At 60.7% G+C, this 26,151-nt stretch carries 25 protein-coding genes; 15 read left to right on the forward strand and 10 right to left on the reverse strand.

What is annotated here, in order from left to right; all coding sequences use genetic code 11:
- Nucleotides 1-159: 159 nt before the first annotated feature.
- From WNY80_RS00655 to WNY80_RS00670, 4 genes are all read right to left on the reverse strand, one after another.
- Nucleotides 160-1,473 carry a TRAP transporter large permease gene (locus WNY80_RS00655; RefSeq protein ID WP_342885409.1) on the reverse strand — a complete coding sequence of 438 codons (1,314 nt, stop codon included), beginning with the start codon at nucleotides 1,471-1,473 and terminating at the stop codon, nucleotides 160-162.
- On the reverse strand, nucleotides 1,466-1,972 hold the full coding sequence (locus WNY80_RS00660; RefSeq protein ID WP_342885410.1) for a TRAP transporter small permease subunit: 507 nt from the start codon (nucleotides 1,970-1,972) through the stop codon (nucleotides 1,466-1,468). Before WNY80_RS00660 ends, WNY80_RS00655 begins: the two co-directional genes overlap by 8 nt.
- A 57-nt stretch (nucleotides 1,973-2,029) precedes the next feature.
- Entirely contained in the window at nucleotides 2,030-3,052 is a 1,023-nt protein-coding gene (locus WNY80_RS00665; RefSeq protein ID WP_342885411.1) for a TRAP transporter substrate-binding protein, read from the reverse strand.
- A 104-nt stretch (nucleotides 3,053-3,156) separates the two neighbouring features.
- Nucleotides 3,157-3,672: a MarR family winged helix-turn-helix transcriptional regulator gene (locus WNY80_RS00670; RefSeq protein ID WP_342885412.1), complete on the reverse strand. Its 516-nt coding sequence runs from the start codon at nucleotides 3,670-3,672 to the stop codon at nucleotides 3,157-3,159.
- Nucleotides 3,673-3,791: 119 nt separating this feature from the next.
- On the opposite strand from WNY80_RS00670, the gene WNY80_RS00675 reads away from it, so the two are divergent.
- The 10 genes from WNY80_RS00675 to WNY80_RS00720 all read left to right on the forward strand — a co-directional run bounded on the left by WNY80_RS00675 (nucleotide 3,792) and on the right by WNY80_RS00720 (nucleotide 13,569).
- A complete protein-coding gene (locus WNY80_RS00675; RefSeq protein ID WP_342885413.1) occupies nucleotides 3,792-4,751 on the forward strand; it encodes a PDR/VanB family oxidoreductase in 960 nt (319 codons plus the stop codon).
- 10 nt (nucleotides 4,752-4,761) lie between these two features.
- On the forward strand, nucleotides 4,762-6,105 hold the full coding sequence (locus WNY80_RS00680) for an aromatic ring-hydroxylating dioxygenase subunit alpha (protein WP_342885414.1): 1,344 nt from the start codon (nucleotides 4,762-4,764) through the stop codon (nucleotides 6,103-6,105).
- The gene (locus WNY80_RS00685; protein ID WP_342885415.1) at nucleotides 6,102-6,581 is read left to right on the forward strand and encodes an aromatic-ring-hydroxylating dioxygenase subunit beta; all 480 of its coding nucleotides are present in this window, start codon (nucleotides 6,102-6,104) and stop codon (nucleotides 6,579-6,581) included. Before WNY80_RS00680 ends, WNY80_RS00685 begins: the two co-directional genes overlap by 4 nt.
- A complete protein-coding gene (locus WNY80_RS00690; RefSeq protein ID WP_342885416.1) occupies nucleotides 6,578-8,221 on the forward strand; it encodes an AMP-binding protein in 1,644 nt (547 codons plus the stop codon). Before WNY80_RS00685 ends, WNY80_RS00690 begins: the two co-directional genes overlap by 4 nt.
- Nucleotides 8,218-9,387 (forward strand): thiolase family protein, encoded by a 1,170-nt coding sequence (locus WNY80_RS00695; protein WP_342885417.1) that lies wholly within the window; start codon nucleotides 8,218-8,220, stop codon nucleotides 9,385-9,387. The genes WNY80_RS00690 and WNY80_RS00695 overlap by 4 nt, the downstream gene beginning before the upstream one ends.
- A complete protein-coding gene (locus WNY80_RS00700; protein WP_342885418.1) occupies nucleotides 9,384-10,631 on the forward strand; it encodes an SDR family NAD(P)-dependent oxidoreductase in 1,248 nt (415 codons plus the stop codon). The genes WNY80_RS00695 and WNY80_RS00700 overlap by 4 nt, the downstream gene beginning before the upstream one ends.
- Nucleotides 10,628-11,425: a cyclase family protein gene (locus WNY80_RS00705; protein WP_342885419.1), complete on the forward strand. Its 798-nt coding sequence runs from the start codon at nucleotides 10,628-10,630 to the stop codon at nucleotides 11,423-11,425. The genes WNY80_RS00700 and WNY80_RS00705 overlap by 4 nt, the downstream gene beginning before the upstream one ends.
- Nucleotides 11,422-12,147 carry an SDR family oxidoreductase gene (locus tag WNY80_RS00710; RefSeq protein WP_342885420.1) on the forward strand — a complete coding sequence of 242 codons (726 nt, stop codon included), beginning with the start codon at nucleotides 11,422-11,424 and terminating at the stop codon, nucleotides 12,145-12,147. The genes WNY80_RS00705 and WNY80_RS00710 overlap by 4 nt, the downstream gene beginning before the upstream one ends.
- Nucleotides 12,148-12,329: 182 nt before the next feature.
- A complete protein-coding gene (locus WNY80_RS00715) occupies nucleotides 12,330-13,328 on the forward strand; it encodes a permease (protein ID WP_342885421.1) in 999 nt (332 codons plus the stop codon).
- Between the two features lie 13 nt (nucleotides 13,329-13,341).
- Nucleotides 13,342-13,569, forward strand: a complete 228-nt coding sequence (locus WNY80_RS00720) for a thioredoxin family protein (RefSeq protein WP_342885422.1) — start codon at nucleotides 13,342-13,344, stop codon at nucleotides 13,567-13,569.
- Nucleotides 13,570-13,640: 71 nt separating this feature from the next.
- Here WNY80_RS00720 and WNY80_RS00725 read toward each other — a convergent pair whose 3' ends face one another.
- The 6 genes from WNY80_RS00725 to WNY80_RS00750 all read right to left on the reverse strand — a co-directional run bounded on the left by WNY80_RS00725 (nucleotide 13,641) and on the right by WNY80_RS00750 (nucleotide 20,121).
- Nucleotides 13,641-14,429, reverse strand: a complete 789-nt coding sequence (locus WNY80_RS00725) for an ABC transporter ATP-binding protein (protein ID WP_342885423.1) — start codon at nucleotides 14,427-14,429, stop codon at nucleotides 13,641-13,643.
- Complete coding sequence (locus tag WNY80_RS00730) at nucleotides 14,426-15,184, reverse strand: ABC transporter ATP-binding protein (RefSeq protein ID WP_342885424.1); 759 nt, start codon at nucleotides 15,182-15,184, stop codon at nucleotides 14,426-14,428. Before WNY80_RS00730 ends, WNY80_RS00725 begins: the two co-directional genes overlap by 4 nt.
- A gap of 18 nt (nucleotides 15,185-15,202) precedes the next feature.
- Nucleotides 15,203-16,408 (reverse strand): branched-chain amino acid ABC transporter permease, encoded by a 1,206-nt coding sequence (locus WNY80_RS00735; protein ID WP_342885425.1) that lies wholly within the window; start codon nucleotides 16,406-16,408, stop codon nucleotides 15,203-15,205.
- Between the two features lie 3 nt (nucleotides 16,409-16,411).
- Complete coding sequence (locus WNY80_RS00740) at nucleotides 16,412-17,443, reverse strand: branched-chain amino acid ABC transporter permease (protein WP_342886277.1); 1,032 nt, start codon at nucleotides 17,441-17,443, stop codon at nucleotides 16,412-16,414.
- Between the two features lie 110 nt (nucleotides 17,444-17,553).
- On the reverse strand, nucleotides 17,554-18,897 hold the full coding sequence (locus tag WNY80_RS00745; protein ID WP_342885426.1) for a substrate-binding protein: 1,344 nt from the start codon (nucleotides 18,895-18,897) through the stop codon (nucleotides 17,554-17,556).
- A gap of 507 nt (nucleotides 18,898-19,404) precedes the next feature.
- Nucleotides 19,405-20,121, reverse strand: coding sequence for an aspartate/glutamate racemase family protein (locus WNY80_RS00750; protein ID WP_342885427.1), 717 nt, complete (start codon nucleotides 20,119-20,121; stop codon nucleotides 19,405-19,407).
- Between the two features lie 143 nt (nucleotides 20,122-20,264).
- Here WNY80_RS00750 and WNY80_RS00755 point away from each other — a divergent pair, with 143 nt between their 5' ends.
- From WNY80_RS00755 to WNY80_RS00775, 5 genes are all read left to right on the forward strand, one after another.
- Nucleotides 20,265-21,941, forward strand: a complete 1,677-nt coding sequence (locus WNY80_RS00755; RefSeq protein WP_342885428.1) for a thiamine pyrophosphate-binding protein — start codon at nucleotides 20,265-20,267, stop codon at nucleotides 21,939-21,941.
- Entirely contained in the window at nucleotides 21,938-23,194 is a 1,257-nt protein-coding gene (locus WNY80_RS00760; RefSeq protein WP_342885429.1) for an FAD-binding oxidoreductase, read from the forward strand. The genes WNY80_RS00755 and WNY80_RS00760 overlap by 4 nt, the downstream gene beginning before the upstream one ends.
- Before the next feature lie 42 nt (nucleotides 23,195-23,236).
- Nucleotides 23,237-24,211 (forward strand): TRAP transporter substrate-binding protein, encoded by a 975-nt coding sequence (locus tag WNY80_RS00765; protein ID WP_342885430.1) that lies wholly within the window; start codon nucleotides 23,237-23,239, stop codon nucleotides 24,209-24,211.
- A gap of 61 nt (nucleotides 24,212-24,272) precedes the next feature.
- Complete coding sequence (locus WNY80_RS00770) at nucleotides 24,273-24,812, forward strand: TRAP transporter small permease (RefSeq protein WP_342885431.1); 540 nt, start codon at nucleotides 24,273-24,275, stop codon at nucleotides 24,810-24,812.
- 8 nt (nucleotides 24,813-24,820) lie between these two features.
- Nucleotides 24,821-26,134, forward strand: coding sequence for a TRAP transporter large permease subunit (locus tag WNY80_RS00775; RefSeq protein WP_342885432.1), 1,314 nt, complete (start codon nucleotides 24,821-24,823; stop codon nucleotides 26,132-26,134).
- Nucleotides 26,135-26,151: the final 17 nt, after the last annotated feature.

The following is a 26,151-nucleotide window of genomic DNA, read 5'->3' on the forward strand; positions in this document are numbered from 1 at the left end:
GGCAGCATGACCGGCGCACAAGTCCGTCCGCATTTGCCGTGTGATGCCGTAAGGGAAGGGGAATGTTCGTTGGCATGGCTGCGCGTCAGGCAGCACGATGCTGGCCGCCTGACGAGATGGTACTGGCGAAGGCGCGGATCGAAACCGCCGGGGCGGAGGCTACATCTGCGAGGGCAGGAACAGCACCAGCCAGGGGAACAGCACCAGGATCAGCAGCCGGACGATGTCCATCATCCAGAACGGGGTGACGCCCCTGAAGATGGTGCCGACAGAGATGTCGCCGACAACGCTCTTGAGAATGAAGACGTTGAGCCCGACTGGCGGGGTGATCAGGCTGATCTCGGTGACCACCACGACGACGATGCCGAACCAGACAGGATCGAATCCGAGCCCGACAACGATCGGGAAGAAGATCGGCACGGTCAGCAGCAGCATCGACAGGCTCTCGAAGACGCAGCCAAGCGCCACGTAGATGAGCAGGATAACCGTCATCACCAGCCAGGGTGACAGATCCGCGCTGGTGATCATCTCCTTGAGGCCTTCGGGCAGGCCTGCGTAATTGACGAAGTTGGAGAAAATCCAGGCGCCGATCAGAACGCTGAACAGCTGGGCGGTTGTTGCCGCTGTTTCCTTGAGAACGGTGATGGTTTCCCTGACCGTCAGCGTGCCGCGGAACAGGGCGATCAGGAAGGCGCCCATAGCGCCCATGCCTGCGGCTTCGGTGGGGGAGAAGGTGAGGTGGATCGGCCAGAAATCCAGCGCGCCGTAGAGTCCGCCGATGACGAGGAAGAACAGCAAAAGCACCGACCAGACGCCACTGAGCGCCTGCATCTTCTCGACGAAGCTGAAACGGCGTCCTGCGGGGCCGGCGGCAGGATTGCGGTAGACCGAGATCTGAACTGCGACCAGGTAAAACAGGATACCGAGAATGCCGGGAATGATGCCGGCGATGAACAGCTTGCCGATGGAGGTTTCAGTCAGAAGACCGTAGATCACCAGAATGACGGAGGGCGGAATGAGAATTCCCAGCGTGCCGCCGGCGGCAATGGACGCCGAGGACAGCTCATCCGAATAGCCGAGCTTGCGCATTTCCGGCATTACTACCTTGGACATGGTGGCGGCTGTGGCCAGCGATGATCCGCAAATGGCGGCAAAACCACCGCAAGCGACGATCGTGGCCATCGCCAGACCGCCACGGAAATGGCCGAGAAACGCGTTGGAGACCTGGTAGAGTTCGCGGCTGATGCCGCCCTTGTTGACGAACAGGCCCATCAGGATGAACAGCGGCACGACCGACAGGCCGTAGTCCTGGCTGGTATCGATGATCAGCCTCGAGACCAGCGAAATCGCCGCCATGAAGTTGGTTTCGTAGGTCATGCCGATCATGCCGACGATGGCCATGGCAAAGGCAATGGGCATGCGCAGCAGCACCAGAACCAGCACTGCGGCAAAACCGATAAGGGATTCAATCATTGGTGCCTCGCAGCAAGCTCGGCCTGAACAGAATGATGGTTCCGCGAAGCGCCATTGTAATTGCAGTCACAAGCGTCATGAATGCGATGAACCATGTGATGTAGAAGACAGGGATCGAGAGGTATTCGGTCAAGTCACCGTAACTTCGGGCGCGGTTGGCCAGGTCGAAGGAACGCATGGCGGGCCAGACGAGCAGGATGCCGCAGACCAGGGTGACCAGGCCATCGAGAATGCGTTCGATACCGGCTTTGCGAAAGAGCGGGTCAAGCAGATCGACGACGATATGCTCGGCTCTGCCGGAGATGACCGGGAGCGCGGAAAAGACGATCACCGCCATGGCGATGCGTGTGAGCTCGGTGGCCGCTTCAATCGGGGCGGAGAAGGTGGAGCGCATGATGACGTCGGCAAATGTCAGCACCATCAGGGCAAACAATGTTGCCGCGGCGAGGAGCATCGGCAACTCCGTCAACCGGTTCAGCGCTCTGGCGATGGGTTTCATGATTGGCTCCCTGATGGCAGATTTGCGGGGGCACGACAGCGCGCCCCCGCAATGATGTTACTTGCCGTAGGATGCCATTGTCGACGCCACCATTTCGTGGGCGGCGTCTGCATCGATCCCGAGAGCCGAAATTTCGGCCAGGACCTTGGTGCGCACGCGCGCAGCCATTTCCGCGAATTCAGCCTGGTCTTCGGCGCTGGCGGTGACGATCTTGTTGTCGCCCGCGGCCATGGTGGCCTCGCGTGCCCGGACATCGCTTGCGTCCCAGGCGATGCCCATCATCTTCGATGCTGGTTCGCCGAAGACTGTTGCCTCGAGCGCGGCCTTGACGTCGTCAGGCATCGAGTTGAACTTGTCTTCGCTCATGAGGACCGCAAACGAACCGCGGTAGAAACCGCCGGGCATTTCATACACATTCTTGGCGACCTCGTTGAGCTTGAAGCTCAGGCGTTCACCCATGTTCATGGCCACGGCATCAGCCGCGCCCGAGGACAAGGTTTCATAGACCTTGGGGGCAGGGACCTGAATGCCGATGAGGCCGAGTTCAGCTCCGACGTCGGCGGAAACGCCGCCGCCGAGACGGGTCTTGAGGCCTTGCAGGTCAGACAGCTTGTTGACCGGCTTGTTGGAGTGGATCTGGCCGGGGCCGTGTGTGGTCAGGGCAACCACCTTGGTTCCCTTGAATTCGTTCAGCTGGGCCAGGTACTTTTCATAGACGCGCCAGTAAGCAACGGATGCGGCCTCGGCATTGCCTTCGTAGCCCGGAAGCTCGATCAGCTTCGTGGCAACGAACCGGCCCGGCTGATAGCCGTTGAAAATGATCGTCATGTCGGCCGCGCCGTCGAGAATGAGGTCCATCTGCGCCGGCGGAGGAGCCAGGCCCAGCTTGATCTCGCCGCTGACCTTGCCGTCGGTGGCTTCTTCCATCATGTCAACGAGGCCTTCGAGCATGTCGACGTTGATCGGATGCGATGGCGGCAGCCAGCTTGAAATGGTCAGGTTGATGTCTGCAGCCATGGCTGACGCGGAAAAACCAACCGCCAGCACTGTGCTTGCCAATAGGGTCCCAAACTTGTTCATGCACTTCCTCCCGGTGAGTGATGGCCAGAAACTCCTCTCCTGACCTCGCAGCCAGAAACATGCAATATCATATAAAAACATGCAATGTCATCTATCCATCTTTTTCACGAATCTGCGATTTCAGGGTTTCTGCCCGGCGAATCAGTAGTGCCGATCCGTCCGGGCTGGTCGGATTCGAGGTGCTGGATCAGTGCCCGCAACGTGTCCTTGATTTCGGTGCCGTCGCCGCCGTGGAATGATCGGAGCAATTCCATCTCGTGGGCTTTTGCGTCCGCAACCAGCTCATCGGCGAGCAGCCGGCCCTGGGGTGTGAGGAACACCCGGACGCGGCGGCCGTCCTTCGGATCGCTCCTGCGGGTGACGAGGCCGCGGGCATCCATCTGTATGATTATCTTTGTCAGTCGCGACTGCTCGATCATGGCGTAACGGGCCAGTTCGGTGACCATCGAGCCGTCGGTGTCCATCAGGCAGGCCATGACGCGCCATTCGGGCACGCGCAAGCCGCGGGTGCGCACGTGACTGTGAAAGCGTGCGCTCGCCGCCTCGCTGGCTGCGGCCAGCAGATAGAGCAGGTAGTTGGGGACAAAAGGGGCCTTGGGGTCGTCGGTTGTGTTGCTCATCCGGATTCCGCACTTTCAGGGGGAGCTTTCATCGCATCCCCCACATGTATCTTCAACAAAAACCTCTTGACAAGAATTATATGAAAATTCATGTTTCTTGACAAAGGGAGAACAGGGAATTGGTTGAGCCGGTCAAATTGAAAGTCGTTTCTGCCCGCATGCTGACAGAAACTGTTCGGGAATTCGAGTTTGTCCGCGCCGATGGTGGCGTGCTTGCAGGCTACACGCCGGGGGCTCATGTCAAATTCCAGTTGCCGGCCGGAGAGCGGTCGTATTCCCTGATCGATTTCGAGCCTTTTTCAACAGATGCCGGTCCCGGCACCTACCGTTTCGCGGTTCAGCTCGAGGCGCAAAGCACCGGCGGATCCCGGCATATGCATGGACTGGCGGCCGGCGATACGGTTGCGAGCTTGCCGCCCGGCAATGATTTTCCGCTGGTTGCGGGCAAGCCGGCTCTGCTGATCGCGGGCGGCATCGGCATTACGCCGATGATCAGCATGGCGACCGCTCTCAAGCACGAGGCAACACCGTTCCGCTTTCACTATGCCGGACGGACCGGTGCGGCGATGGCCTACCGCGATGATCTTGCGCGTGTCTTCGGCGATCAGCTGACGTTGCATTTCGACGACCAGCCGGAAACGATGCTGAACATCACCAGCCTTGCTGCCAGCGTAAGCGCGGACGAACATGTCTATGTCTGCGGACCGAAGGGCATGATCGAGGCAGTGAAATCGGCAATGGAATCCGCCGGTGTCGGACCGGAACGGATCCATTTCGAACTGTTCACTTCCGCTGCCGAACAGTCCGGGGATGCGGCATTCGAGGTTGAAATTCACGCGACCGGGGAAGTGTTTGAAGTGCCGCCCGGCAAGACCATCATCGAAGTGCTCGAGGCAGGCGGTGTCGATCTCATGCATGACTGCCTGCGTGGCGACTGCGGGATCTGCAGGACGGATGTCATCGATGGTGTGCCTGATCATCGGGATGTGGTGCTCAGTGACAGTGAGAAGGCCGAAGGCAAGGTAATGCAGATATGCGTGAGCCGGGCGAAATCCGCCCGTCTCGTGCTCGATCTTTAGGGAGGTATCAATGGGGCGATATGCACAGAACCCGGATGCGATCAGGGCACTGTTTCGCGGCAATGAAGTTCATCGCGATGTCTACATCGATCAGGAAATCTACCGGCTCGAGATGAAGCACCTGTTCGCCAATGCGTGGGTGTTTGTCGGTCATGAAAGCCAGACGCCGAACAAGGGCGACTATTTCTCAACCCAGGTTGGCGATCAGCCGGTGATCCAGGTTCGCCACAGCGACGGCGAGGTGCATGTGCTGCACAATCGCTGCCCGCACAAGGGAACCAAGATCGTCATCGACCGGGCCGGCAACACCGGCAAGTTCTTCCGTTGCCCCTATCATGCCTGGTCCTTCAAGACCGATGGTTGTCTGCTGGCGATCCCGCTGAAAAAGGGCTACGAAAACACCGGTTTCCAGAACAGCGACAACAGCAAGGGCATGCGGGCCGTTGGCGATGTGAAAAACTATCGCGGCTTCATCTTCTGCCGGCTGGCCGAGACCGGAATCTCCTTCGAGGAGTATTTCGGGGAGTCTCTTTCCTCGATCGACAACATGGTCGACCGTTCGCCGGCAGGCAAGCTCGAGGTTGCCGGGCCGCCGCTCAGGTACATGCATCACTGCAACTGGAAAATGCTGGTCGAGAACCAGACCGACACCTGCCATCCGATGGTGGCGCATGAAAGTTCGGCTGGAACCGCGGTCAAGCTGTGGGAAGAACTCGACATGCCGGAAGGCACGCCGTTGCCTGCCGCGATGGAAATCATTGCCCCGTTCATGTCGCCCTATGAATTCTTCGAGAACATGGGCATCCGGACCTGGCCCAACGGCCATGGCCATACCGGTGTGCATCACTCGATCCACTCCAACTACTCGGAAATTCCCGGATACATGGACAAGTTGGTCGAGGCTTACGGCGAGGAGAAAGCCAAGGCGATCCTCAACGAGAACCGCCACAACACGGTGTATTTCCCCAATATCATGATCAAAGGGCCGATCCAGCAGCTGCGGGTGTTCATTCCCCTGGCGGCCGACAAGACGCTGGTGGAAAGCTATATCTACCGGCTGGTCGACGGGCCGGAGCAGCTGACGGCGCGCACTGCGATGTACAACCGGATGATCAATGCGCCGACATCAATCGTCGGGCATGACGATCTGGAAATGTATGAGCGCGCGCAGGAGGGGCTGCAGTCCGACGGGCTGGAGTGGGTCAATATCCAGCGGCTTTACGAGGAGGGTGAGGACTTCACCCAGGAAAAGGTCGAGAACGGTACCACCGAACGGCAGATGCGCAACCAGTTCAATGCCTGGGTCAAGTTCATGACCTGCGACATGGATGATGAGCGGGAGGCCGCAGAATGAGTGTTTCCAAGGACCAGCTGATCGACTTTATCTATGAAGAGGTGCGGATGCTTGACGAGGGGCGCTATGATGAATGGCTCGCCCTCTGGCTCAAGGACGGTCACTACTGGATGCCGCTTGATTACAACCAGACAGATCCGCTCAATGTTACCTCGCTGATGTATGAAGACCTGTTCATGCTGAAACTGCGGGTCGAGCGCCTCAACGGTGCGCGGACATTCTCGCAAAAGCCCAAGAGCCGGTGTCATCACGTCATCCAGCGTCCGTTTGTTGACGAAATGGATCAGGCCGCCGGTACCTTCGTGACCAAGACCTTCATGCATTATGTCGAGACCCGGCTGGACGAGCAGTTCCTGCTGGCATTGACGGCGCGGCATGAACTTGCGCTGGTCGACGGAAAGCTCCGGATTGCCAACAAGCGTGTCGACATTCTCAATTGCGACGCGGCCTTCCGCAACATCCAGCTGCTGCCATGATCGAGCCGGGGAGCGAAACCATCTGGCAGGCCTTTGCCGCTTCCGCCGAGCTTTATCCGGAACGGCCGGTGTTCAATGTCATGGCGGAGACGGCGGAGATTTATGGCATCGAGCCGGGCGAGATGAGCTACCGGCAAGTTCATGATCAGGTCACGCAACTGGCCGCTGCCTTGCAACAAAAAGGCTACGGGCCGGGTTTCCGGGTGATGATCCTGCTGGAAAACCGGCCGCAGTTCTTTGTCTGGCTGCTGGCGCTGAACCGGATCGGTGCCTCGGTGGTTCCGGTCAATCCGGATCTGCGGCATTCCGAACTGACCTACATGGCCGGTCATTCCGAGCCGTCGCTGATTGTCGGGCTTGCGCCACGGTGCGACGACCTCGCCGCCGCCGCCAGGGAAGCAGGACTTTCCGTTCCCGTGATCGCGCCGGGCGATGCCGTGCCCCATCCCGGAACGGCAGGACCGGTTGCGCTGCGAGCCGACGAGACCGGACAGGCATTGGATGGCGAGGAGATGGAAGCGGCGCTGCTTTATACCTCCGGCACCACCGGCAGCCCCAAGGGCTGCATTCTCACCAACACCTATTTTCTCGAAGCCGGGCGCTGGTATGCCGATGCCGGCGGCCTGTGTGCGCTTACAACCAATGGCGAGCGGATGATCACGCCGCTGCCGATCTTCCACATGAACGCCATGGCCTATTCGTTCATGGCGATGGTCGCTGTCGGCGGATGCCTGACCGTGCTCGACCGGTTTCACCCGTCGAGCTGGTGGCGCAGCGTGAGTGAAAGCGGGGCGACGTGCCTGCATTATCTCGGCGTCATGCCGTCGATGCTGATGGGTGCGCCAGAGAGTACGGCAGATCGCAATCATTCGGTGCGGTTCGGGTTTGGCGCGGGCGTCGATCCGAAACTGCATGCAAGCTTCGAGGAACGCTTCGGTTTCCCGCTGGTCGAGGCCTGGGCGATGACGGAAACCGGTGCTGGTGCCGTGATCTGCGCCAACCAGCTGCCGCGCCGGGTGGGCGAGAGTTGCCTTGGCAAACCCGGGCCGGAGCTCGATGTGCGGATTGTCGATTCAGACGGGTCTGTCAGCCAGAGCGGTCCCGGCGAATTGCTGGTCCGGCGGCAGGGCGATGATCCCCGCCGCGGTTTCTTCGCAGGCTATTTCAAGAATGCGGAAGCTACCGATGAAGCCTGGGAGGATGGCTGGTTTCACACCGGTGACATTGTCCGGCGGGAAGCAGACGGCTCGATGTTCTTCGTCGACCGGAAAAAGAACGTGATCCGGCGGTCCGGCGAGAACATTGCTGCGGTCGAGGTGGAATCGGCACTGATGCGGCATCCCGCGGTCACGGCTGCGGCCGTCGCCGCGGTTGCCGATCCGGTGCGCGGCGACGAGGTGTTTGCCTGCCTGAAGGTCGATGGAGAGCCGGGCGAGGCATTGGCCCTGGAGATTGTCGGCTGGTGCCTGGGGCAGCTCGCCTATTACAAGGCGCCGGGTTATGTGGCCTTTGTCGACGCCTTGCCGCTGACATCGACACAGAAAATCCAGCGCCGCGAACTCAAGGACCTGGCAGAGCGGCTTGTGCAAGACCCGGCAACCGTGGACACTCGCGCAATGAAGAAGCGGACAGCAGCGTGAGGCGGCAGAATTACGACGGGGTGGTGCTGACGGCGCCTGTCTCCGTGCCCTATGTCCGTTACAGCCAGGAAACAGCTCACTGGTGGATCGCACGTGCCCTGAAGCAGACGCTCGAGGTGGCAGGTCTTGCGCCGCGCGAGCTGGACGGGTTTTCGGTTTCCAGTTTCACCCTGTTTCCGGACTCGCCTGTGGGGCTGACCCAGCATCTTGGACTGAGCCCGCGATGGCTCGACAGCATTCCGATGGGGGGCGCCAGCGGAGTGGTGGCGCTGAGGCGGGCTGCGCGGGCGGTACAGGCCGGCGACGCTGACGTGGTTGCCTGCATTGCTGGCGACGCCAACCGGATCGACAGTTTCCGCCAGCTTCTGTCGTCGTTTTCGCGCTTTGCGATGGATGCGTCCTACCCCTATGGCTCTGGTGGGCCGAATGCCAGTTTTGCGCTGATCGCCGACGCCTACATGGCTGAATATGGCGTGACGCGGGAGGATTTCGGCCGCATCGCGGTGGCCCAGCGCGCCAATGCGCTTCACTATCCGGACGCCATCATGAAAAAGCCGCTGACGCTCGAGCAGTACCTGTCAGCACGGCCGATTTCCGAGCCGTTCGGGCTGTTTGACTGCGTCATGCCGTGTGCCGGAGCGGAAGGGTTCCTGGTGATGCGCGAGGACGAGGCAGAGCGCCGCGGCCTGGCCTATGCCCGGATTGCCGGAACGATCGAACGGCACAACGCCTTTCCCGAAGACCCGGTGCAGCTGCGTGGCGGCTGGGTGATGGATATCGACGAGCTTTACGAGATGGCAGGTTGCGGACCTGAGGCCATCGATCTTTTACAGACCTATGATGATTACCCGTTGATCTCGATGATGCAGTTCGAGGACCTGGGCTTTTGCGCCAAGGGCGAGGGGGCGCAGTTTGTGCGCGAGCACGATCTGACGATTGGCGGGGATTTTCCGCACAACACCTCGGGTGGCCAGCTCTCCGTCGGGCAGGCCGGAGCCGCCGGCGGTTACCTCGGACTTGTCGAAGCGATCCGTCAGGTAACCGGAAAGGCGGGCCCCACCCAGGTCGCCAAGGCCCGGACTGCCATGGTCTCCGGCTTCGGAATGATCAATTACGACCGCGGCCTGTGCACCTCTGCGACAATCATTACGGGGGCAGGCCAGTGACCGACAAGCTTCTGCCGCCGGCAAAGAAAAACCCGCAACTGCGACAGCGTGTGCCGACCCTGCCGCCGCAAATGCGTTCGCGCGCCGCCCTTGGACTGACGGCTGCAGCAGCGCGCGGGGCGTTTTGCCTGCAGCATTGCGACGCGTGCGGGACGGTGCAGTATCCGCCACGCGATGCGTGCTGCTCCTGCCTTTCGGTTGATCTGGCCTGGCGTGATACGCCCCGGGGCGGAACTGTGATCGCCGAGACCCGGATTCATGCGTCACCCGATCCGTTTTACCGTGAACGGCTGCCGTGGCGGTCCGGCCTGGTGCGTCTTGATGCCGGGCCGACGGTGTTGTGCCATCTGCATGGCGATGTGGGCCGGGGTGACCCGGTTCGCATGGATCTCAAGCTCGACAAAGCCGGGCAGGGCGTGATGATTGCCTTGCCCAAGGAAAGGAGTCCCGACATGGAGGACGATCCGCAACTGCGCAGCCTGACGGCGCATCCGAAGCACCGGCGGGTGCTGATTACCGATATCCGCTCTCCGGCAACGCGACCGTTGATCGAGGCGCTTCTCAAGGCCGGCGTTTCGCAGATCTTTGTCGGCGAATCCGAAAGCTGGCGGCGTGGCTCCGATCATGCGGCAATTGCCGCGCTGGAAGGTGTTTCGGTGATGCCGCTCGATGTCTCCGATCCATCCTCGCTCAAGAAACTTGCAGCCGAGATCGGCGGCAAGACCGATATCCTGATCAACACAGCGCGCTACGTGCGTCCGGGCGGCGTGCTCGGTGCAGACACGGTGTTTGCGCGGGAAGAATTCGAGGTCAACGCGCTTGGGCTGATGCGGCTGGCGCAGGCTTTTGGTCCGGGGATGACGTCGCGCACGGCCGACGGGATCAATTCCGCGGTGGCTTTCGTCAATATCGTCTCCGTGCATGCCTTGTCGGCGGATCCGCAATATGGCGCGTTTTCCGCCAGCCAGGCTGCCGCGCTGTCGATCAGCCAGACACTCAGGGCCGAATTCCGGGCCTCGGGCCTGAGGATGATCAATGTCTTCACCGGTCCGACAGATGATGAATGGCATCAGCCGCTGCCACCGCCAAAGGTGCCGCCGAAAGCGCTTGCCAAATCCGTTGTCGAAGGCCTGTGCGAAGGGCTTGAGGATGTGTTCTGCGGCGATGTCGCCAAGGATCTCGAAGAGCGCTGGCGGCGCGATCCAAAAGTGCTGGAACGTGAACTCGCCGGAGGCGGCCAATGACATCTCCACTCAACACTCTCGCCGCTGCACTGGGGGACGGATCTGTCGAGGTTGTCGACCTCACCCATACGCTGGATCCGGACTTTCCGGTGATCGTGCTGCCGCCGGAATTCGGCCAGTGCGCCCGGTTCCGGATGGAAGAAGTCTCTGCCTATGATGGCCGCGGCCCGGCGTGGAAATGGCACAACATTTCGATGAATGAGCACACCGGCACACATTTCGATGCGCCGATCCATTGGGTCTCGGGTCGTGATGTCGCCAATGGCGCTGTCGACGAAATCGATCCCTCGGTCTTTGTCGGGCCTGTGGTGGTGATCGACTGTTCCAAAGGTGCTTCGGCCAATGATGATTTCGAGCTGACGCCCGAGATCATCGAGGCATGGGAGGCCGAGCATGGCACAATTCCAGCTGGTGCCTGGGTGCTGATGCGGACCGACTGGTCGAAACGGCGCGGTGCCGAATATCTCAACATGGCCGATGACGGCCCGCATTCGCCGGGACCGACGCCGGCCGCGATCGAGTTGCTGCTTGCCCGCGATATCCGCGGCTTCGGCACAGAGACAGTCGGCACCGATGCGGGGCAGGGGGCTCATTACACGCCCCCCTATCCGGCGCATTACCTTCTCCACGGCGCAGGCAAATACGGGTTGCAGTGCCTTTCCAACCTCGACCGCCTGCCGCCAACCGGTGCGATGCTGATTGCGCCGCCGCTGAAGATCAAGGGCGGGACCGGCAGCCCGCTGAGGGTGCTGGCACTCGTGCCGGGCAAGACAGGTTCGGGAGAGAAAGCATGAGCGAGTACACAGCCGTCATCACCGGCGCTTCCAAGGGGATTGGCGCGGATCTGGCAGGCAAGCTGATCGAACGCGGTTACACGGTGATCAACCTGTCGCGCAATGCGCCCGAGCAGGCGCATGAGCGGATGATCAGTGTTTCGTGCGACCTGCTTGATGCGGATGCGGTCAGCCAGGCAGCGCGGCAGATTGCGGCCGCGCACGAGGTGACGCATTTCGTCCACAATGCCGGCCTGATCTGGCCGAACCTCGTGGAAGAGGCAAAGCCCGAGGACATTACCGGGCTGGCGCAACTCCACCTGGGGTCGGCGCTGACATTGCTGCAGAGCTTCCTGCCGGCGATGAAGGCCAGGAAATTCGGCCGGGTGATGTTCAATGGCTCCCGCGCGGCACTGGGCGTGCCGACCCGGACGGCCTATTCCGCCACCAAGGCCGGCATGATCGGCATGGCGAGGACATGGGCGCTGGAACTGGCGCCGCACGGCATCACCGTCAATGTTGTTGCGCCGGGACCGGTCCAGACCGACAATTTCTGGGGCATCATCCCGAAAGGCAGCGAGCGCGAATCCGAGCTGGCCGCCAAGATCCCGGTTGGCCGGCTTGGATCCGTCGATGATGTCAGCAATGCATTTCTGTTTTTCTGCGATCCCGCCAGCAGCTTCGTGACCGGGCAGACGCTTTATGTCTGCGGCGGCACCAGCATCGGGATGATCAACCTGTAGGGTTTGCTCCTGTGGAGACCATGCGCGCAGAGATCGACCAACTCTCTGCGTCCAGACAATCCTGCTTCGTTTGATCAGTATCAATGGCTATTGCGCCCACTCATGCGCAAATGGGCCGAGATTCGTGATGCCGTGGGTTTTGCCGCGGCTTCCCGATGCGATCCTGATCAAGGAACTGACGCATGAACATCTTCGTCTGGTTGAACGACCAGCTTCTGCGCATGCAATGGCTGTCGGACCTGGTCACTGCCGGTGTGTCTGCCGTGGGGCTCGATCCTGCCTCCAGGCTTGGCGGGTCGGTGCAGTTTTTTGTCTATGACGTGATCAAGATCTTCATCCTGCTTTCGGTGCTGATCTTCGCCATTTCCTATGTCCAGAGCTTCTTTCCGCCCGAGCGCACCCGGCGCATCCTCGGCGGTCGGTCCGGAATATGGGCGAACACGCTTGCAGCGCTTCTGGGCACGATTACGCCGTTCTGTTCGTGCTCGTCGATCCCGATCTTCATTGGTTTCACCGCTGCCGGGCTGCCGCTGGCGATCACCTTCTCGTTCCTGATTTCATCGCCGCTTGTGGACCTCGCTTCGGTCATCCTGCTGGCATCCATCTTCAGCTGGCCGATCGCACTGGCTTATGTGGTCGTCGGCCTTGTGGTGGCTGTTGTCGGCGGCACGCTGATCGGCAGGGCAGGGATGGAAGATCAGGTGGCAGAGTTCGTGCACGGTGTTCCTGTCCAGGATGGAGACCAGGACATGACCCGGAGCGAGCGGCTGGGCTTTGCCCGTGAACAGGTGGCCGAGATCGTTCAGCGCGTGTGGCCCTATGTCCTGATCGGTGTCGGCATCGGTGCGGCCATCCACAACTGGGTGCCGGGCGAGATCATCACCATGCTTCTGGGGCAGGACAACTGGTGGTCTGTGCCGGTGGCGACGCTGGTCGGGATACCGATGTATGCGGATATCTTCGGTACGCTGCCGATCGCCGAGGCGCTCGTCGGCAAGGGCGTCGGGCTCGGCACGGTCCTGGCCTTCATGATGGCCGTCACGGCGCTGTCGCTGCCTTCCATCATCATGCTCAAGCGCGTGGTCAAGATGCCGCTCCTGGTGCTTTTCCTAACCGTGGTGACCGTCGGAATCCTCGGTATCGGACTGACCTTCAACACCATCTCCGACTGGTTCGTATGAAAGGAATGCTTCCATGATCATCAAGATCCTCGGTTCGGGCTGCAAGAAATGTGTGGCACTGGGCGAAAATGCCAAGGCAGCGGCGAAAGCCGCTGGCAAGCAGGCAGAAATTGTCAAGGTCACGGATTTCGCCGAGATTGCCGGATACGGCGTGATGTCCACCCCGGGCCTCGTCATCGACGAAAAGCTGGTCTCTGTCGGCAAGGTTCTGACGGCTGAGGAAATCGGCAAGCTGCTTTGAAAAGCATAAGACTTTCCGGCAGGCGCAAACCCTGCCGGAAAGTTGGTAGTCAAACCTGATCGCGTGTGTGCCTAGATGGCCAGGTAATCATGGCGCAGTTGCTCATTTTCGAGCACTTCCTTGGCTGTTCCATCGAAAACGACTTCTCCGGATTCAAGTATGACTGCGCGATCGGCGAGCTTGAGCGCGCGGACGGCATTCTGTTCGACGAGGATCGTGGTGATGCCCTGCTGCTTGATGATGTTGAGCGTCTTTTCGATCTCGTCGACGATGACAGGTGCGAGGCCTTCGTAAGGCTCATCAAGAAGCAGTACCTTGATGTCGCGGGCGAGAGCCCGGCCAATTGCCAGCATCTGCTGTTCGCCACCGGAAAGGGTTATGCCCTCCTGTTTGCGGCGTTCGCCCAGACGCGGGAACAGCTCATAGATCCGCTCAATCGACCAGCCGATGGGCGGTGCGATCTGGGCCAGTTCGATGTTTTCCTCGACCGTCAGGCCGGCGATGATGCGGCGGTCTTCGGGGACCAGCGACAGCCCGGCGCGGGATGCTTCGTGCGATGCCATCAGGTGCAGCGGCTGGTGATCGAGCCAGACTTCGCCATGGGTCATGGCAGGCGAGCCGATCTGCGCGATGGCACGCAGCGTCGAGGTCTTGCCCGCGCCGTTGCGGCCGAGCAACGCCAGGATCTCGCCCTCATGGACGTTGAAGCTGACGCCCTGAACGATGTAGCTCTCTCCGTAATAGGCGTGGATGTCGTGGACGGAGAGAAAGGCCGGCGCGGTTGCCGCCTGGTTGGCGTTCTTCGAAAAATCCGGTTGATCTGTCGGCTGAGCGCCGGTTTCGGGTTGGATCTGGCTCATGCTGCGGCCTCTCCCAGGTAGGCTTCTTTGACTTTCGGATGGCCCTTGATGTTCTCAGGCGTATCCTCGACCAGCGGTGTGCCCTGTGCCAGCACGGTGATGCGCTTGGCCAGCGAAAAGACCACATGCATGTCGTGCTCGATGATCACCATGGTGATGTCGCGCTTCTCATGGATCTCGTTGAGCAGGTCGATGGTGTTGTTGGTGTCGGCACGCGCCATGCCGGCTGTCGGTTCGTCGAGCAGCAGCAGCTTGGGCTCCTGGACAAGGCACATCGCCATTTCCAGACGCCGCTTGTCGCCGCGTGACAGCGAGCTTGCAATCATGTGCCGCTTGTCGGCCATGTTGACCTCGCTCAGCATATGCTCGGCCTTCTCGATCAACTGCTTTTCCGCAGCGATCGATTCAAGTGCGTGCAGCCGGAAAGCGCCATCCCGCTTGGCAAAGCAGGGGATCAGCATGTTTTCGAACACCGTGAGATCGCTGAAGATTTCCGGCGTCTGGAAGACCCGGGAAATGCCCAGCTGGTTGATCTCGTAGGGTTTGCGGCCAAGCACCGAGGTGCCGTTGAACATCACTGTCCCGGTGTCGGGGATCAGCTTGCCGACCAGAACGTTGAGCAAGGTCGACTTGCCAGCCCCGTTCGGTCCGATGATGGCATGGACCGTGCCAGCGGCAATGTCGAGATTGACATCGCCGAGTGCCTGCAGGCCGCCGAACCGCTTGTTGACGTTAGAGACTTCAAGAATTCCCATATCCGATATCTCCGCAGATCAGTTTACGTGGGCCGATGGCTTCGGGTGGTGGTCGGCATGGTCCTGCTTCTTTTTCCGGTTCTTGCCGCTGGCGGCATTCCAGATCCGGGTTCCGCCTTCAATCAGGCCTCCGGGCAGGAATATGACGACCAGCATGAACAGCAGGCCCAGGGTCAGGTGCCAGCCCTTGCCGATGAAGGGATGCAGAAGGAAGACGATTGCATCTTCCAACCCGTCGGGAAGGGCCGAGAACCAGGCATGCAGGATGTTGTCGTTGATCTTCGAGAAGATGTTCTCGAAATACTTGATGAAGCCTGCACCCAGGACCGGTCCCATCAGGGTGCCTGCGCCACCGAGAATGGTCATCAGCACCACTTCACCCGATGCCGTCCACTGCATGCGCTCGGCGCCTGCAAGCGGATCCATCGCGGCAAGCAATCCACCGGCGAGACCGGCATACATGCCTGAAATGACGAAGGCTGCGAGCGTGTAGGGCCGCGGGTTGAGGCCGGTGTAGTTCATGCGGGTCTGGTTGGTCTTGATCGCACGCAGCATGATGCCGAAGGGCGAGCGGAAGATCCGCATGGACAGGTAGAACACCACGATGGCGATGATGGCGCAGAAATAGTAGCCGTTGGAGAAGGTGAACTGCCAGCCGCCGACTTCGAGTTTCGACACGTCGTTCATGACAATGCCGAAGAAATGCGGGGAGGTAGGGCTTGCTGCGTCCATCAGCACCTGCGGGTCATCGGTGTAGACCTGCAGGCCGGTCTCGCCATTGGTCAGCGGAGTAAGCACCGAATAGGCCAGGTTGAACGACATCTGTGCAAAGGCCAGCGTCAGAATCGAGAAGTAGATGCCCGACCGGCGAAGAGAGATGTAGCCGATCAGCAGCGCGAACAGTCCCGACACGATCACCGCCAGAATGAGACCCGGCAGGACGTTGTAGCTCAGAAGCTTGTACATCCAGACGACAGAGTAGGAGCCGACGCCGAGGAAGGCTGCGTGACCAAAGGAAAGGTAGCCGGTCAGGCCGAAGAGGATGTTGAAGCCAATCGCGAAGATGCCGAAGATGGCAAACCGCTGCATCAGGTCCGGATATCCGGCATTGAACTGCGCCAGTGCCGAGGCCTCGGGAAAGGGCTGCAGCAGAATCGGCGTCGCCAATGTCAGGAACATGACGATTAGGAGAAAGGTAGTGTCTTTCTTACTCAGACCCAGCATGGATTATTCCTCCATCACGCCTTTGCGACCCATAAGACCGCGTGGGCGGGTCAAAAGGATGATGATTGCAACAAGATAGATGATGATTTGGTCGATCCCGGGGATCAGCGACTTGACTTCATTCATCGAGGCAAAGCTCTCGAGAATGCCGAGCAGGAAGCCGGCCAGGACAGCGCCGGGCAGGGAGCCCATGCCGCCGACAACAACCACGACGAAGGACAGCACGAGGAAGTCCATGCCCATGTGGTAGTTGGGCGAATTGATCGGCGCGTACATGACCCCGGCGAGGCCTGCCACAGCGGCGGCGATGCCGAACATGATGGTGAAGCGCTTGTCGATGTTGATGCCGAGCAGACCGACGGTCTCGCGGTCGGCCATACCGGCCCGGACCACCATGCCGAAGGTTGTGAAGCGGAGGAAGGCGAAGACCGCGCTGATGATGAGTGCCGAGAACAGGAAGTACACCAGCCGCCAGTAGGGATAGATAATCTCGTTCTGGGCGAAGCCGATGAGCACGCCGAAATCGACCGACCCGCGGAAGGCGTCCGGTGCGGGTGTCGGGATGGGGTTGGCGCCGTAGAAATACTTGACGATTTCCTGGATGACGATGGCCAGGCCGAAAGTGACGAGGATCTGATCAGCATGTGGGCGTTTGTAGAAATGCTTGATCAGGCCACGTTCCATCACATAGCCGACCAGAAGCATGACGGGTATGGCAAACAGGATGGCCAGCGGGACGGACCAGTTGAGAATGGCATTGCCGGTCGCATCGCCAAACCAGCTGACGATGTAGGGCGTGTCGACCTTCAGGGGATTGCCCAGAAAGTCCTTCTGGCTCGGATCTTCAACCGTGAAGGAAAGCGACAGGATTTTCTGAAGCGTGACGGCACAGAAGGAGCCGAGCATGAACAAGGCGCCGTGGGCGAAGTTGACCACGCCCAGTGTGCCGAAAATGAGTGTCAGTCCGAGCGCGATCAGGGCATAGGCGCTGCCTTTGTCGAGACCGTTCAGAACCTGGAGAATGATTGCGTCCATAGTGAAGCCCGCATCGATAAAACCGCGTGCAGGGCGCACGCCGGCTCTAGTCCCAATTCAAGTAGAAAGCCGCGCCACCGGAAGGCGGCGCGGCAGACTTGTGGTGTGGCTTAGGCGCCCGAATTGCACTTGCCGAGCTCGCCACCGGCAAACATCGGATGATCCGGAGCGTATTCGACCTGTGCACGCGGGGTCACTTCGACGATTTCCAGCGTGTCGTACTCGTTGGTCGGATTGTCGGCGCCCTTCATGACCAGCACATCCTTGAAGCACTGGTGGTCATCGGCACGGTACAGTGTCGGACCATTGCCCATGCCGTCGAATTCAAAGCCTTCAAGGGCTTCGACAACACCGCAAGGATCGAAAGTGCCGGCCCGTTCACAGGCGTCTGCATAAAGCAGGGTCTGGACGTAGCAGGTGTGGGCCGAGTTTGAAGGCGGACGGCCGTACTTTTCGCCGAAGGACTTCACGAAGGCCTTGGAGCCTTCGTCCTGCAGCTGCCAGTTCCAGTTCATCGAGCCATACACGCCGCGCACGTTTGCACCGGCACCAGCCGCCATCAGTTCGGAATAGAGCGGAACGATGATTTCGAACTGTTTGCCGTTGACCATCTTGTCGCGCAGGCCGAACTGCACAGCGTTGGTCAGCGAGTTGACCATGTTGCCGCCGTAGTGGTTCAGGATCAGCACATCGGCGCCGGAGTTGAGAACCGGGGCGATGTAGGACGAGAAGTCGGTCGAAGCCAGCGGCGTGAGCACGTTGTTGACGGTTTCCCAGCCCATGGCTTCGGTCGCGGTCGCAATCGATTCCTGCTGTGTCCAGCCCCAGGTGTAGTCGGCGGTCAGGTGATAGGCACGGCGATCGGTGCCGTAGGCCTTCGCCAGCACCGGTGCGAGTGCAGCACCCGACATGTAGGCGTTGAAGAAGTGCCGGAAACCGTTCGCCTTGCGGTCCTTGCCGGTGGTGTCGTTGGAGTGTGTCAGACCGGCCATGAAGATGACGCCGGCTTCCTGGCAGAGACCCTGAACAGCCACGGCCACGCCCGAGGACGAGCCACCGTTGATCATGATGGCGCCGTCTTTTTCGATCATCGACTTGGCCGATGCGCGAGCTGCGTCAGACTTGGTCTGGGTGTCGCCGGAAACGAACTGGACCTTCTTGCCCAGAATGCCGTTGCCCTTCAGAGCCTTCGACGAGAAGGTGTTGAGCATGCCGCCGTCGCCTTCACCGTTGAGGTGCTGGACAGCCAGTTCCTGGGCGCGAAGCTCGTCAAGACCTTCGTCCGCATAAGGACCGGTCTGAGGAACGTTGAAGCCGAGTGTGACAGTGCCGCCCTTGGGCTCGTTCAAATACGCACGAGCGGAACTGGTAAAGATCGTCGGCAGCGCAAGGCCGGCACCGACTGCGGCACCAGACTTGATCAGCGTACGACGATTCAATTGGAATTTTGACATAAAATCCTCCCTGGAGTGGAATGCGCAAGGCCTCCCAGCCTTGCCACCATAGCTACGCGAATAGCAGTCTCCAAAGAAACATGACCGGCGGGTCGATGCCATTAGACTATTGTATATTCATGCAATATTTTGGATGTGCTTACGGGTTGGCAGCCAAAACGGACGCCTGGTTTTCGCCCCTGTCGAGGGTGTAAACGCCCTGAATGGCCCCATTATATGGCCTTGTGGCCTGCAATCGGGTGGCCGGGGGTGAGGCCGCCGCAGGTTCTCCGGGCGAGGTTTCAATCCCGTCTGCGCGGTTAATACCAGTGTCCATGGCTATTGATTTGCCTGCTTTTGCCTTGTCGTGAAGGTGGCCGAGTCAAAACCGGGGTTTTTACCTGCCTGTAGAGGAGAATCACTTCGGTCTTCAGGCCATGCGCCAACAAGGGAATCGGCCCGGCGTTCATGCGCTTCGCACGCGTTGGAGATCGATGGTCCGGAGGCTTGGCGCGGGCAACCGCCGGGTCAGTAGCGGCGGGGCACCAGTCCTGCCTGGAACCAGCTGATGAAGCTCTCGATGGTAAACACCGGCACGCCGGTGGCAGCCCTTATGTCGGCAGCATAGGGCACCATGTTGGTGCATTCGAGAACAATGGCGCCGATGTCAGGATGCCGGGCACACAATTCCAGCGCTGCTTCGATGTTGTCCTGCCGGGCCAGGTCGACATCGAGTTCAAGCTCGTTACCGAGGATTGCCCGGGTGAACTCGCGCCCGCCCTCGGTGGAGCCGACCGGGGTGTTGGCCGGCACACCTGCGGCTTCAAGATGGCGCGGTGTCAGGGTCGAGGCGGAAATGGTCAGAATGCCGGCTCTCTTGCCGGGCGGGAGCAGGCGATTGACCAGTTCGACCTGCATCAGCGACGACGTTGCCACAGGAACCTGCAATGCTTCGGAGAGTTGCTGCTGGAACAGGGACAGGAAGCCGCAATTGGTGGTGATGCCGTCGGCTCCGTCGCGGACCAGATCGCGGCCTGCCTCTATGAATGCGTCGAGGGTTCCTGCCGCACCCTGCCGGACGACAAGGTCAGGGGTGGCTTTCCGGACCACGCGGTAAAGCACCGGGAACGGCCAGGTGGTGGCATTGCCGACATCGCCGGGGATGCGCGGGAACCGGGCGTCCAGCATCAGGATGCCGACCGATGCGCCGTACACTGCCTTTCCTCCGATGGCCTTCGCGTTCAAGCTGCATTCCTTTTGCTAAATCAAGCCGCTAGATTGGGACGGCTGATTGGAATGTGTTGACACAGCTTCGCCGGCTTCACAAGATGCGCGCTTCGGGGCGGTCAAGAGCAGGGCAGGCGTTGGAGCAGCAGTCAACAAACCAGATGGTTGGGGCCGAAGCCTTGGTGCGAATGCTGCAAGCCTACAAGGTAACCCACATGTTCGGTCTGTGTGGCGATACCAGCCTGCCACTTTATGATGTGCTTGCGCGCCAGGACCACGGGATCACGCATTTTCTGACACGCGATGAACGTCACGCCGCCTACATGGCGGACGGCTATGCGCGGGTTTCAGGCAAGCCCGGCGTCTGCGAGGGGCCTTCGGGCGGCGGGGCGACCTACATGCTGCCCGGCGTTGTCGAGGCGAACGAGAGTTCGATACCGGTGCTGGCGATCACCAGCGATGTCGCAACCACCTCGCGCGGCCGCTATCCGCTAACCGAGCTTGACCAGATCGCGGTGTTCCGTCCGGTCACCAAGTGGAACGCATCGCTGGATGATGCAGCGCGTTTGCCGGCGATGATCAGGCAGGCATTTCGCGCCATGACAACCGGCCGGCCCGGGGCCGTGCATCTGGCGCTGCCATTCAATACACAGAAATCCGGCACCGATCTGGCAGAGGTCTGGGCGGAAGAACGGCATTGCACTTTCCCGTCGGAAAGAGCCGGGCCGGACCCGGATGCCATCGCTGAAGCTGCTGCAGTCCTCAAAAACGCCAGGTCTGCCGTGGCGATCTGCGGTGGCGGGCCGGTGATCGCGGGTGCTTTTGATGAGTTGAAGCGGCTCGCGGATCTTATTGAACTGCCGATTGCGACCACGGTCTCGGGGCAGGGCGCTCTGGCCGAGACCGATTCGCTTGCGGTTGGTGTTGTCGGCTCCAACGGTGGCAATCCGGCCACGCGCGCCGTCATCGATGGGGCCGATGTGGTGCTGTTCATCGGCTGCCGCGCGGGATCCGTTACCACGGAGCGCTGGCGGTCACCGGGCAAGGACAAGACCATCCTCCACATCGACAGCGATGCCATGGTGATCGGCGCCAATTATCCCACGGCGGTGGCAATCTGCGCTGATGCGAAACTGGCGCTTTCGGCGCTGGCCGATGCGCTTGAAGCCGGGGCAGGCGTGACCGCGCAGGATGGCATTCGCCGGGCGCAAGCTGCATGGGACGCCAAGCTGGCGGATTTCGCGCCGCTGGCCGCGAGCACCGAGACCCCGATCCGGCCAGAACGGGTGGTGGCCACGCTGGCCAGGTTGCTGGATGATGACGCTGTCATCGTGGCCGACCCCGGAACGCCGTGCCCGTATTTTTCTGCGCATTACCGCTGGCCCCGTGCCGGACGCAACTTCATCACCAACCGCGCCCATGGTGCGCTCGGTTATGCGCTGGCGGCCTCCATGGGCGCGCATGCGGGGCGGCCGGGCGTCAAGACGGTGGCCGTGATGGGCGACGGCTCGTTCGGGTTTTGCTGTGGTGAGCTGGAAACGCTGGTGCGCTACCGGATGCCGATCACCTGCATAGTGTTTTCCAATGCCACGTATGGCTGGATCAAGGCGGGACAGAATGCCGGCTTCGGCGGGCGGTTCTACAATGTCGATTTCAACCGTACCGACCATGCCGCGGTCGCAAGCGCCTTTGGTGTCAAATCCTGGCGGGTGGAAGATCCCGACGATCTCGAAACGGTCCTGCGTCAGGCGCTGGCTCATGACGGCCCGACGCTGGTCGATGTCATTTCCCAGCCATTGCATGAAGCGGCGGCCCCGGTTTCGGAGTGGGTGGCGTGAGTGCAGCAGGCAAGACAGTTGCCATCATCGGCGCCGGGATCGTTGGTGTCTCAACGGCGATCTGGCTGCAGCGCGACGGACACAAGGTCGTGCTCATCGACGGCAAGGGAATTGGCGAAGGCGCAAGCTATGGCAATGGCGGCGTGCTGGCCTCGTGTTCGATTGTCCCGGTGACCGCGCCGGGCTTGCTGCGCAAAGCTCCGGGGATGCTGTTTGATCCCGACCAACCATTGTTTCTCAAATGGCCCTACCTGCCCAAACTGGCGCCTTGGCTGATCAAGTATCTCAGCCACGCCAATGCTGCCGACACAAAGCGCATTGCCGCCGCGATGGCGCCGCTGGTGGGAGACAGCCTTGGCGAGCACCAGGCGCTTTCGGCCGGCACCGGCGCTGAACACTGGGTGAAGCCGGACAATTACCTGTTCCTCTACCGTGACCGCGCCCATTACGAGGCCGACGCCTTCGGCTGGTCGATCCGCAAGGCTCATGGTTTCAAGTGGGAAGAACTCGAAGGGGCTGCCTTCAAGAGCTTTGATCCGGCATTCGGACTGGAGCAGGGCTTTGCCGTCAGGCTTGGCGATCATGGCCGGATTTCGGATCCGGGCGCCTATGTCAAGGCGCTGGCCGCTCACGTGATGGCCTCGGGTGGCCGTTTTGTCAAAGCCAATGCCGAGGCGGTTGTTGAAGAGAACGGCAAGGTGAGCGGCGTGCGGACCGGCGGCGAAACCGTAGCCTGCGACGCGGTGGTGCTTGCAGCCGGTGCATGGTCGGGACCGCTGGCCGGACAGCTTGGTCTCAAGGTGCCGCTCGAAAGCGAACGCGGATATCATCTGGAACTATGGGAACCCAGCATCATGCCGCGGTCGCCGGTGATGATCGCTTCGGGCAAATTCGTCGCCACGCCGATGGAGGGCCGTCTGCGGCTTGCCGGCATTGTCGAATTCGGCGGGTTGAATGCGCCGCCATCCAGGGCGCCACTGGCGCTTCTGGAGAAAAACATCAAGGCCGCCATTCCGGGCATCAGCTGGAAACACAAGACCGAATGGATGGGCCATCGGCCGGCGCCGGCGGATTCAATCCCGGTCATCGGGGAATTGCCCACCATCCGCGGTGCCTTCCTCGGATTCGGCCACCATCATGTCGGCTTGACGAGCGGGCCGAAAACGGGCCGGATGATTGCCCAGATGATCTCCGGGCGACTACCAAATTTCGATACTTCGCCTTACGCTCCGTCGCGTTTTCGATCAGGTTAGACGGAGCATCGGACCAACGAGCTTTTCAACAGGGAGAATGCCATGAAAATGATAGTGAAATTCCTTGGCGCAGTTGCCGTACTGGCCACCGGCGCAACTGCCGCGCATGCGGACAAGTGGGACATGCCGATGGCCTATCCGGCCGGCAATTTCCATTCCGAGAATGGTGCGGTCTTCGCCAAATGCGTGACAGAGGCAACCGGCGGTGCAATCGAGATCGTTACCCACCCGGGCGGATCTCTGTTCAGCGGCAACGACATCAAGCGCGCGGTGCAGACCGGGCAGGCGCCGATCGGTGAGCGGTTGCTGTCGGCCCATGCCAACGAGAACGTGCTGTTCGGTTATGATTCAGTGCCGTTCCTGGCCACCTCGTTCGACGATTCGGCAAAATTGCTGAAGGCTGCGAAAGAGACGGTCGCCGAGGCGCTGGACGAACAGAACCTGGTCTATGTCTATTCGGTGCCGTGGCCGCCACAGGGCTTCTACGCCAAGAAGGAAATCAATTCCGTGGCCGACATGAAGGGCATCAAGTTCCGTGCCTACAATGCCGCGACCGCTCGGATTGCCGATCTTGCCGGCATGGTTCCGGTGCAAATTGAGGCAGCCGAACTCAGCCAGGCGTTGGCAACAGGGGTGGCGGAAGCCTTCATTTCCTCAGGCTCGACCGGGGTGGATTCCAAGGTATGGGAAAGCCTGACGCATTTCTACAACGTCCAGGCATGGCTTCCGCGCAACACCGTGTTCGTCAACAAGGACGCCTATAATGGCCTGGATGATGCCGGCAAGAAGGCACTCATGGAATGCGGCGCAACCGCGGAAGCGGCGGGCGAAGCCAAGTCGCGCGAACTGACCAGCGGCTATCTCAAGACCCTGGCTGAGAACGGCATGACAGTCAGCGGCCCGAGCGATCAGCTCAAATCCGAGCTGCAGGGATTTGGCGACACCATGACCGAGGAATGGATCAAGGCTGCCGGCGACAAGGGCAAGGCCATCGTCGACGCTTACAAGTCCATGTAAGCCCAACCAGATGACAACGCGGGCGCCCGTACTCCCGGGCGCCCGAATTCGGAGGCACGGCATGACGTCCGCAGTCGACAAACATCCCGTCAGGCGTGCACTTGATGCCGTCTATGATTTTGCCGGCTATGTGGCGGCGTTCTGCCTGCTGGCTATCCTGCTGGTGATCGTGGCGCAGATGGCGACACGCTGGTTGGGAATATCGGTTCCGGGCCTGTCGGAATATGCCGGTTACCTGATGGCAGCAGCCTCGTTTCTGGCCTTTGCCCATGGGCTCAACCGGGGTGTCCATATTCGGGTCAATCTGTTTCTGACCGCACTGGGCGAGCGAAGGTTCTGGGGCGAACTCTGGTGCATGGTCATTGGCACGGCGGCGTCGGGCTATCTCGCCTGGTACGCGGTCAAGCTGGTCTACTGGTCGCGCAAGCTCAATGATGTCAGCCAGGGGCAGGATGCCACGCCGCTTTGGATCGTGCAGACGCCGGTGGCGATTGGTGCGGTGTTGCTGGCGGTGTGTTTTGCCGACAACCTGATCACGCTGCTTGTCACCAGAGGCGACAATATCGGTTCGGATCTCGTTGACCAAAGCCATGGGGAGTAGAGCCGCACATGGCTGAGATTGCACCGATCATCGTCTTTCTGTTTGTTCTGTTCCTGCTCCTCGGTACCGGCGTCTGGGTCGGACTGGCCCTGTTGGGGGTGGCCTGGCTGGGGATGGAGCTGTTTACGCTGCGCCCGGCGGGAGACGCGATGATGACCATCATTTGGCGTTCGGCCTCGTCCTGGTCGTTGACGGCGTTGCCGCTGTTCATCTGGATGGGGGAAATCCTGTTCAGGACACGGCTTTCGGAGGACATGTTCCGTGGCCTGTCGCCCTGGATGGCGCGGCTGCCGGGCGGGCTCCTGCATACCAATGTGGTTGGCTGCACCGTGTTTGCGGCTGTTTCCGGTTCGTCTGCGGCGACGCTGACCACGGTCGGCAAGATGTCGATCCCGGAGCTGCGCAAGCGGGGCTATCCCGAGCACATGGTGATCGGAACGCTGGCGGGGGCGGCAACGCTCGGCCTGATGATCCCGCCATCGCTGACGCTGATCGTCTACGGGGTGACGATCAATGAATCGATCACCAAGCTGTTCATGGCCGGCATCGTGCCAGGCCTGGTGCTGGCGTTGATGTTCATGGCCTATGTCGGGCTCTATTCGAAATTCTCGAGCCGTTACGCGCCGATGAATGAGCCCGAGATGTCATTTGGCGAGAAACTGGCCAATTCGCGGTTTCTGATCCCTGTGCTGCTGCTGATCGCCGCCGTGATCGGCTCGATGTATTTGGGATATGCAACGGCGACGGAGGCCGCGGCCATCGGTGTGATCGGCGCATTGCTGCTCGCCATCGCGCAAGGGTCGCTCAACCGGTCGACATTCGTCGAGAGCCTGATGGGCGCCATGCGCACGTCGGCGATGATCGCGCTGATCCTGTCCGGCGCCGCGTTCCTGTCGCTGTCGATGGGCTTTACCGGCCTGCCGCGGGCACTGGCGGAATGGATCGGGTCGCTGGCGCTGACCCGGTTCGAGCTGCTGATGGCGCTGCTGGTGTTCTATATTGTCATCGGCTGCTTTCTGGACGGCATCTCGTCGGTCGTGCTGACCATCGCCGTCGTCGAGCCGATGATCCGCCAGGCCGGCATCGACATCATCTGGTTCGGCATCTTCATCGTCGTGGTTGTGGAAATGGCGCAGATTACGCCGCCGATCGGGTTCAACCTGTTCGTGCTTCAGGGCATGACAGGCCACGAGATGAGTTTCATCTCGCGTGCGGCCTTTCCGATGTTTCTGATCATGGTCGTGATGGTGTTCGTGCTGATCGCCTTTCCCGATCTGGCAACATGGCTGCCGGACAACATCCGTCAGAGTCCGGGGGGCTAAAGCGCTCCATGACGCCA

Origin of the sequence: Hoeflea sp. AS16, from assembly GCF_038900095.1 — a bacterium.
GTDB lineage: Bacteria > Pseudomonadota > Alphaproteobacteria > Rhizobiales > Rhizobiaceae > Hoeflea.

Excerpts from the sequence above, each read along its gene's own strand:
- WNY80_RS00680 (WP_342885414.1), top strand. The coding sequence starts at position 4,762 with ATGGGGCGATATGCACAGAACCCGGATGCGATCAGGGCACTGTTTCGC.
- WNY80_RS00740 (WP_342886277.1), bottom strand. The coding sequence starts at position 17,443 with ATGGACGCAATCATTCTCCAGGTTCTGAACGGTCTCGACAAAGGCAGC.
- WNY80_RS00745 (WP_342885426.1), bottom strand. The coding sequence starts at position 18,897 with ATGTCAAAATTCCAATTGAATCGTCGTACGCTGATCAAGTCTGGTGCC.
- WNY80_RS00690 (WP_342885416.1), top strand. The coding sequence starts at position 6,578 with ATGATCGAGCCGGGGAGCGAAACCATCTGGCAGGCCTTTGCCGCTTCC.
- WNY80_RS00705 (WP_342885419.1), top strand. The coding sequence starts at position 10,628 with ATGACATCTCCACTCAACACTCTCGCCGCTGCACTGGGGGACGGATCT.
- WNY80_RS00730 (WP_342885424.1), bottom strand. The coding sequence starts at position 15,184 with ATGGGAATTCTTGAAGTCTCTAACGTCAACAAGCGGTTCGGCGGCCTG.
- WNY80_RS00735 (WP_342885425.1), bottom strand. The coding sequence starts at position 16,408 with ATGCTGGGTCTGAGTAAGAAAGACACTACCTTTCTCCTAATCGTCATG.
- WNY80_RS00775 (WP_342885432.1), top strand. The coding sequence starts at position 24,821 with ATGGCTGAGATTGCACCGATCATCGTCTTTCTGTTTGTTCTGTTCCTG.
- WNY80_RS00665 (WP_342885411.1), bottom strand. The coding sequence starts at position 3,052 with ATGAACAAGTTTGGGACCCTATTGGCAAGCACAGTGCTGGCGGTTGGT.
- WNY80_RS00670 (WP_342885412.1), bottom strand. The coding sequence starts at position 3,672 with ATGAGCAACACAACCGACGACCCCAAGGCCCCTTTTGTCCCCAACTAC.
- WNY80_RS00725 (WP_342885423.1), bottom strand. The coding sequence starts at position 14,429 with ATGAGCCAGATCCAACCCGAAACCGGCGCTCAGCCGACAGATCAACCG.
- WNY80_RS00715 (WP_342885421.1), top strand. The coding sequence starts at position 12,330 with ATGAACATCTTCGTCTGGTTGAACGACCAGCTTCTGCGCATGCAATGG.
- WNY80_RS00685 (WP_342885415.1), top strand. The coding sequence starts at position 6,102 with ATGAGTGTTTCCAAGGACCAGCTGATCGACTTTATCTATGAAGAGGTG.
- WNY80_RS00710 (WP_342885420.1), top strand. The coding sequence starts at position 11,422 with ATGAGCGAGTACACAGCCGTCATCACCGGCGCTTCCAAGGGGATTGGC.
- WNY80_RS00660 (WP_342885410.1), bottom strand. The coding sequence starts at position 1,972 with ATGAAACCCATCGCCAGAGCGCTGAACCGGTTGACGGAGTTGCCGATG.
- WNY80_RS00770 (WP_342885431.1), top strand. The coding sequence starts at position 24,273 with ATGACGTCCGCAGTCGACAAACATCCCGTCAGGCGTGCACTTGATGCC.
- WNY80_RS00765 (WP_342885430.1), top strand. The coding sequence starts at position 23,237 with ATGAAAATGATAGTGAAATTCCTTGGCGCAGTTGCCGTACTGGCCACC.
- WNY80_RS00720 (WP_342885422.1), top strand. The coding sequence starts at position 13,342 with ATGATCATCAAGATCCTCGGTTCGGGCTGCAAGAAATGTGTGGCACTG.
- WNY80_RS00755 (WP_342885428.1), top strand. The coding sequence starts at position 20,265 with ATGGTTGGGGCCGAAGCCTTGGTGCGAATGCTGCAAGCCTACAAGGTA.
- WNY80_RS00655 (WP_342885409.1), bottom strand. The coding sequence starts at position 1,473 with ATGATTGAATCCCTTATCGGTTTTGCCGCAGTGCTGGTTCTGGTGCTG.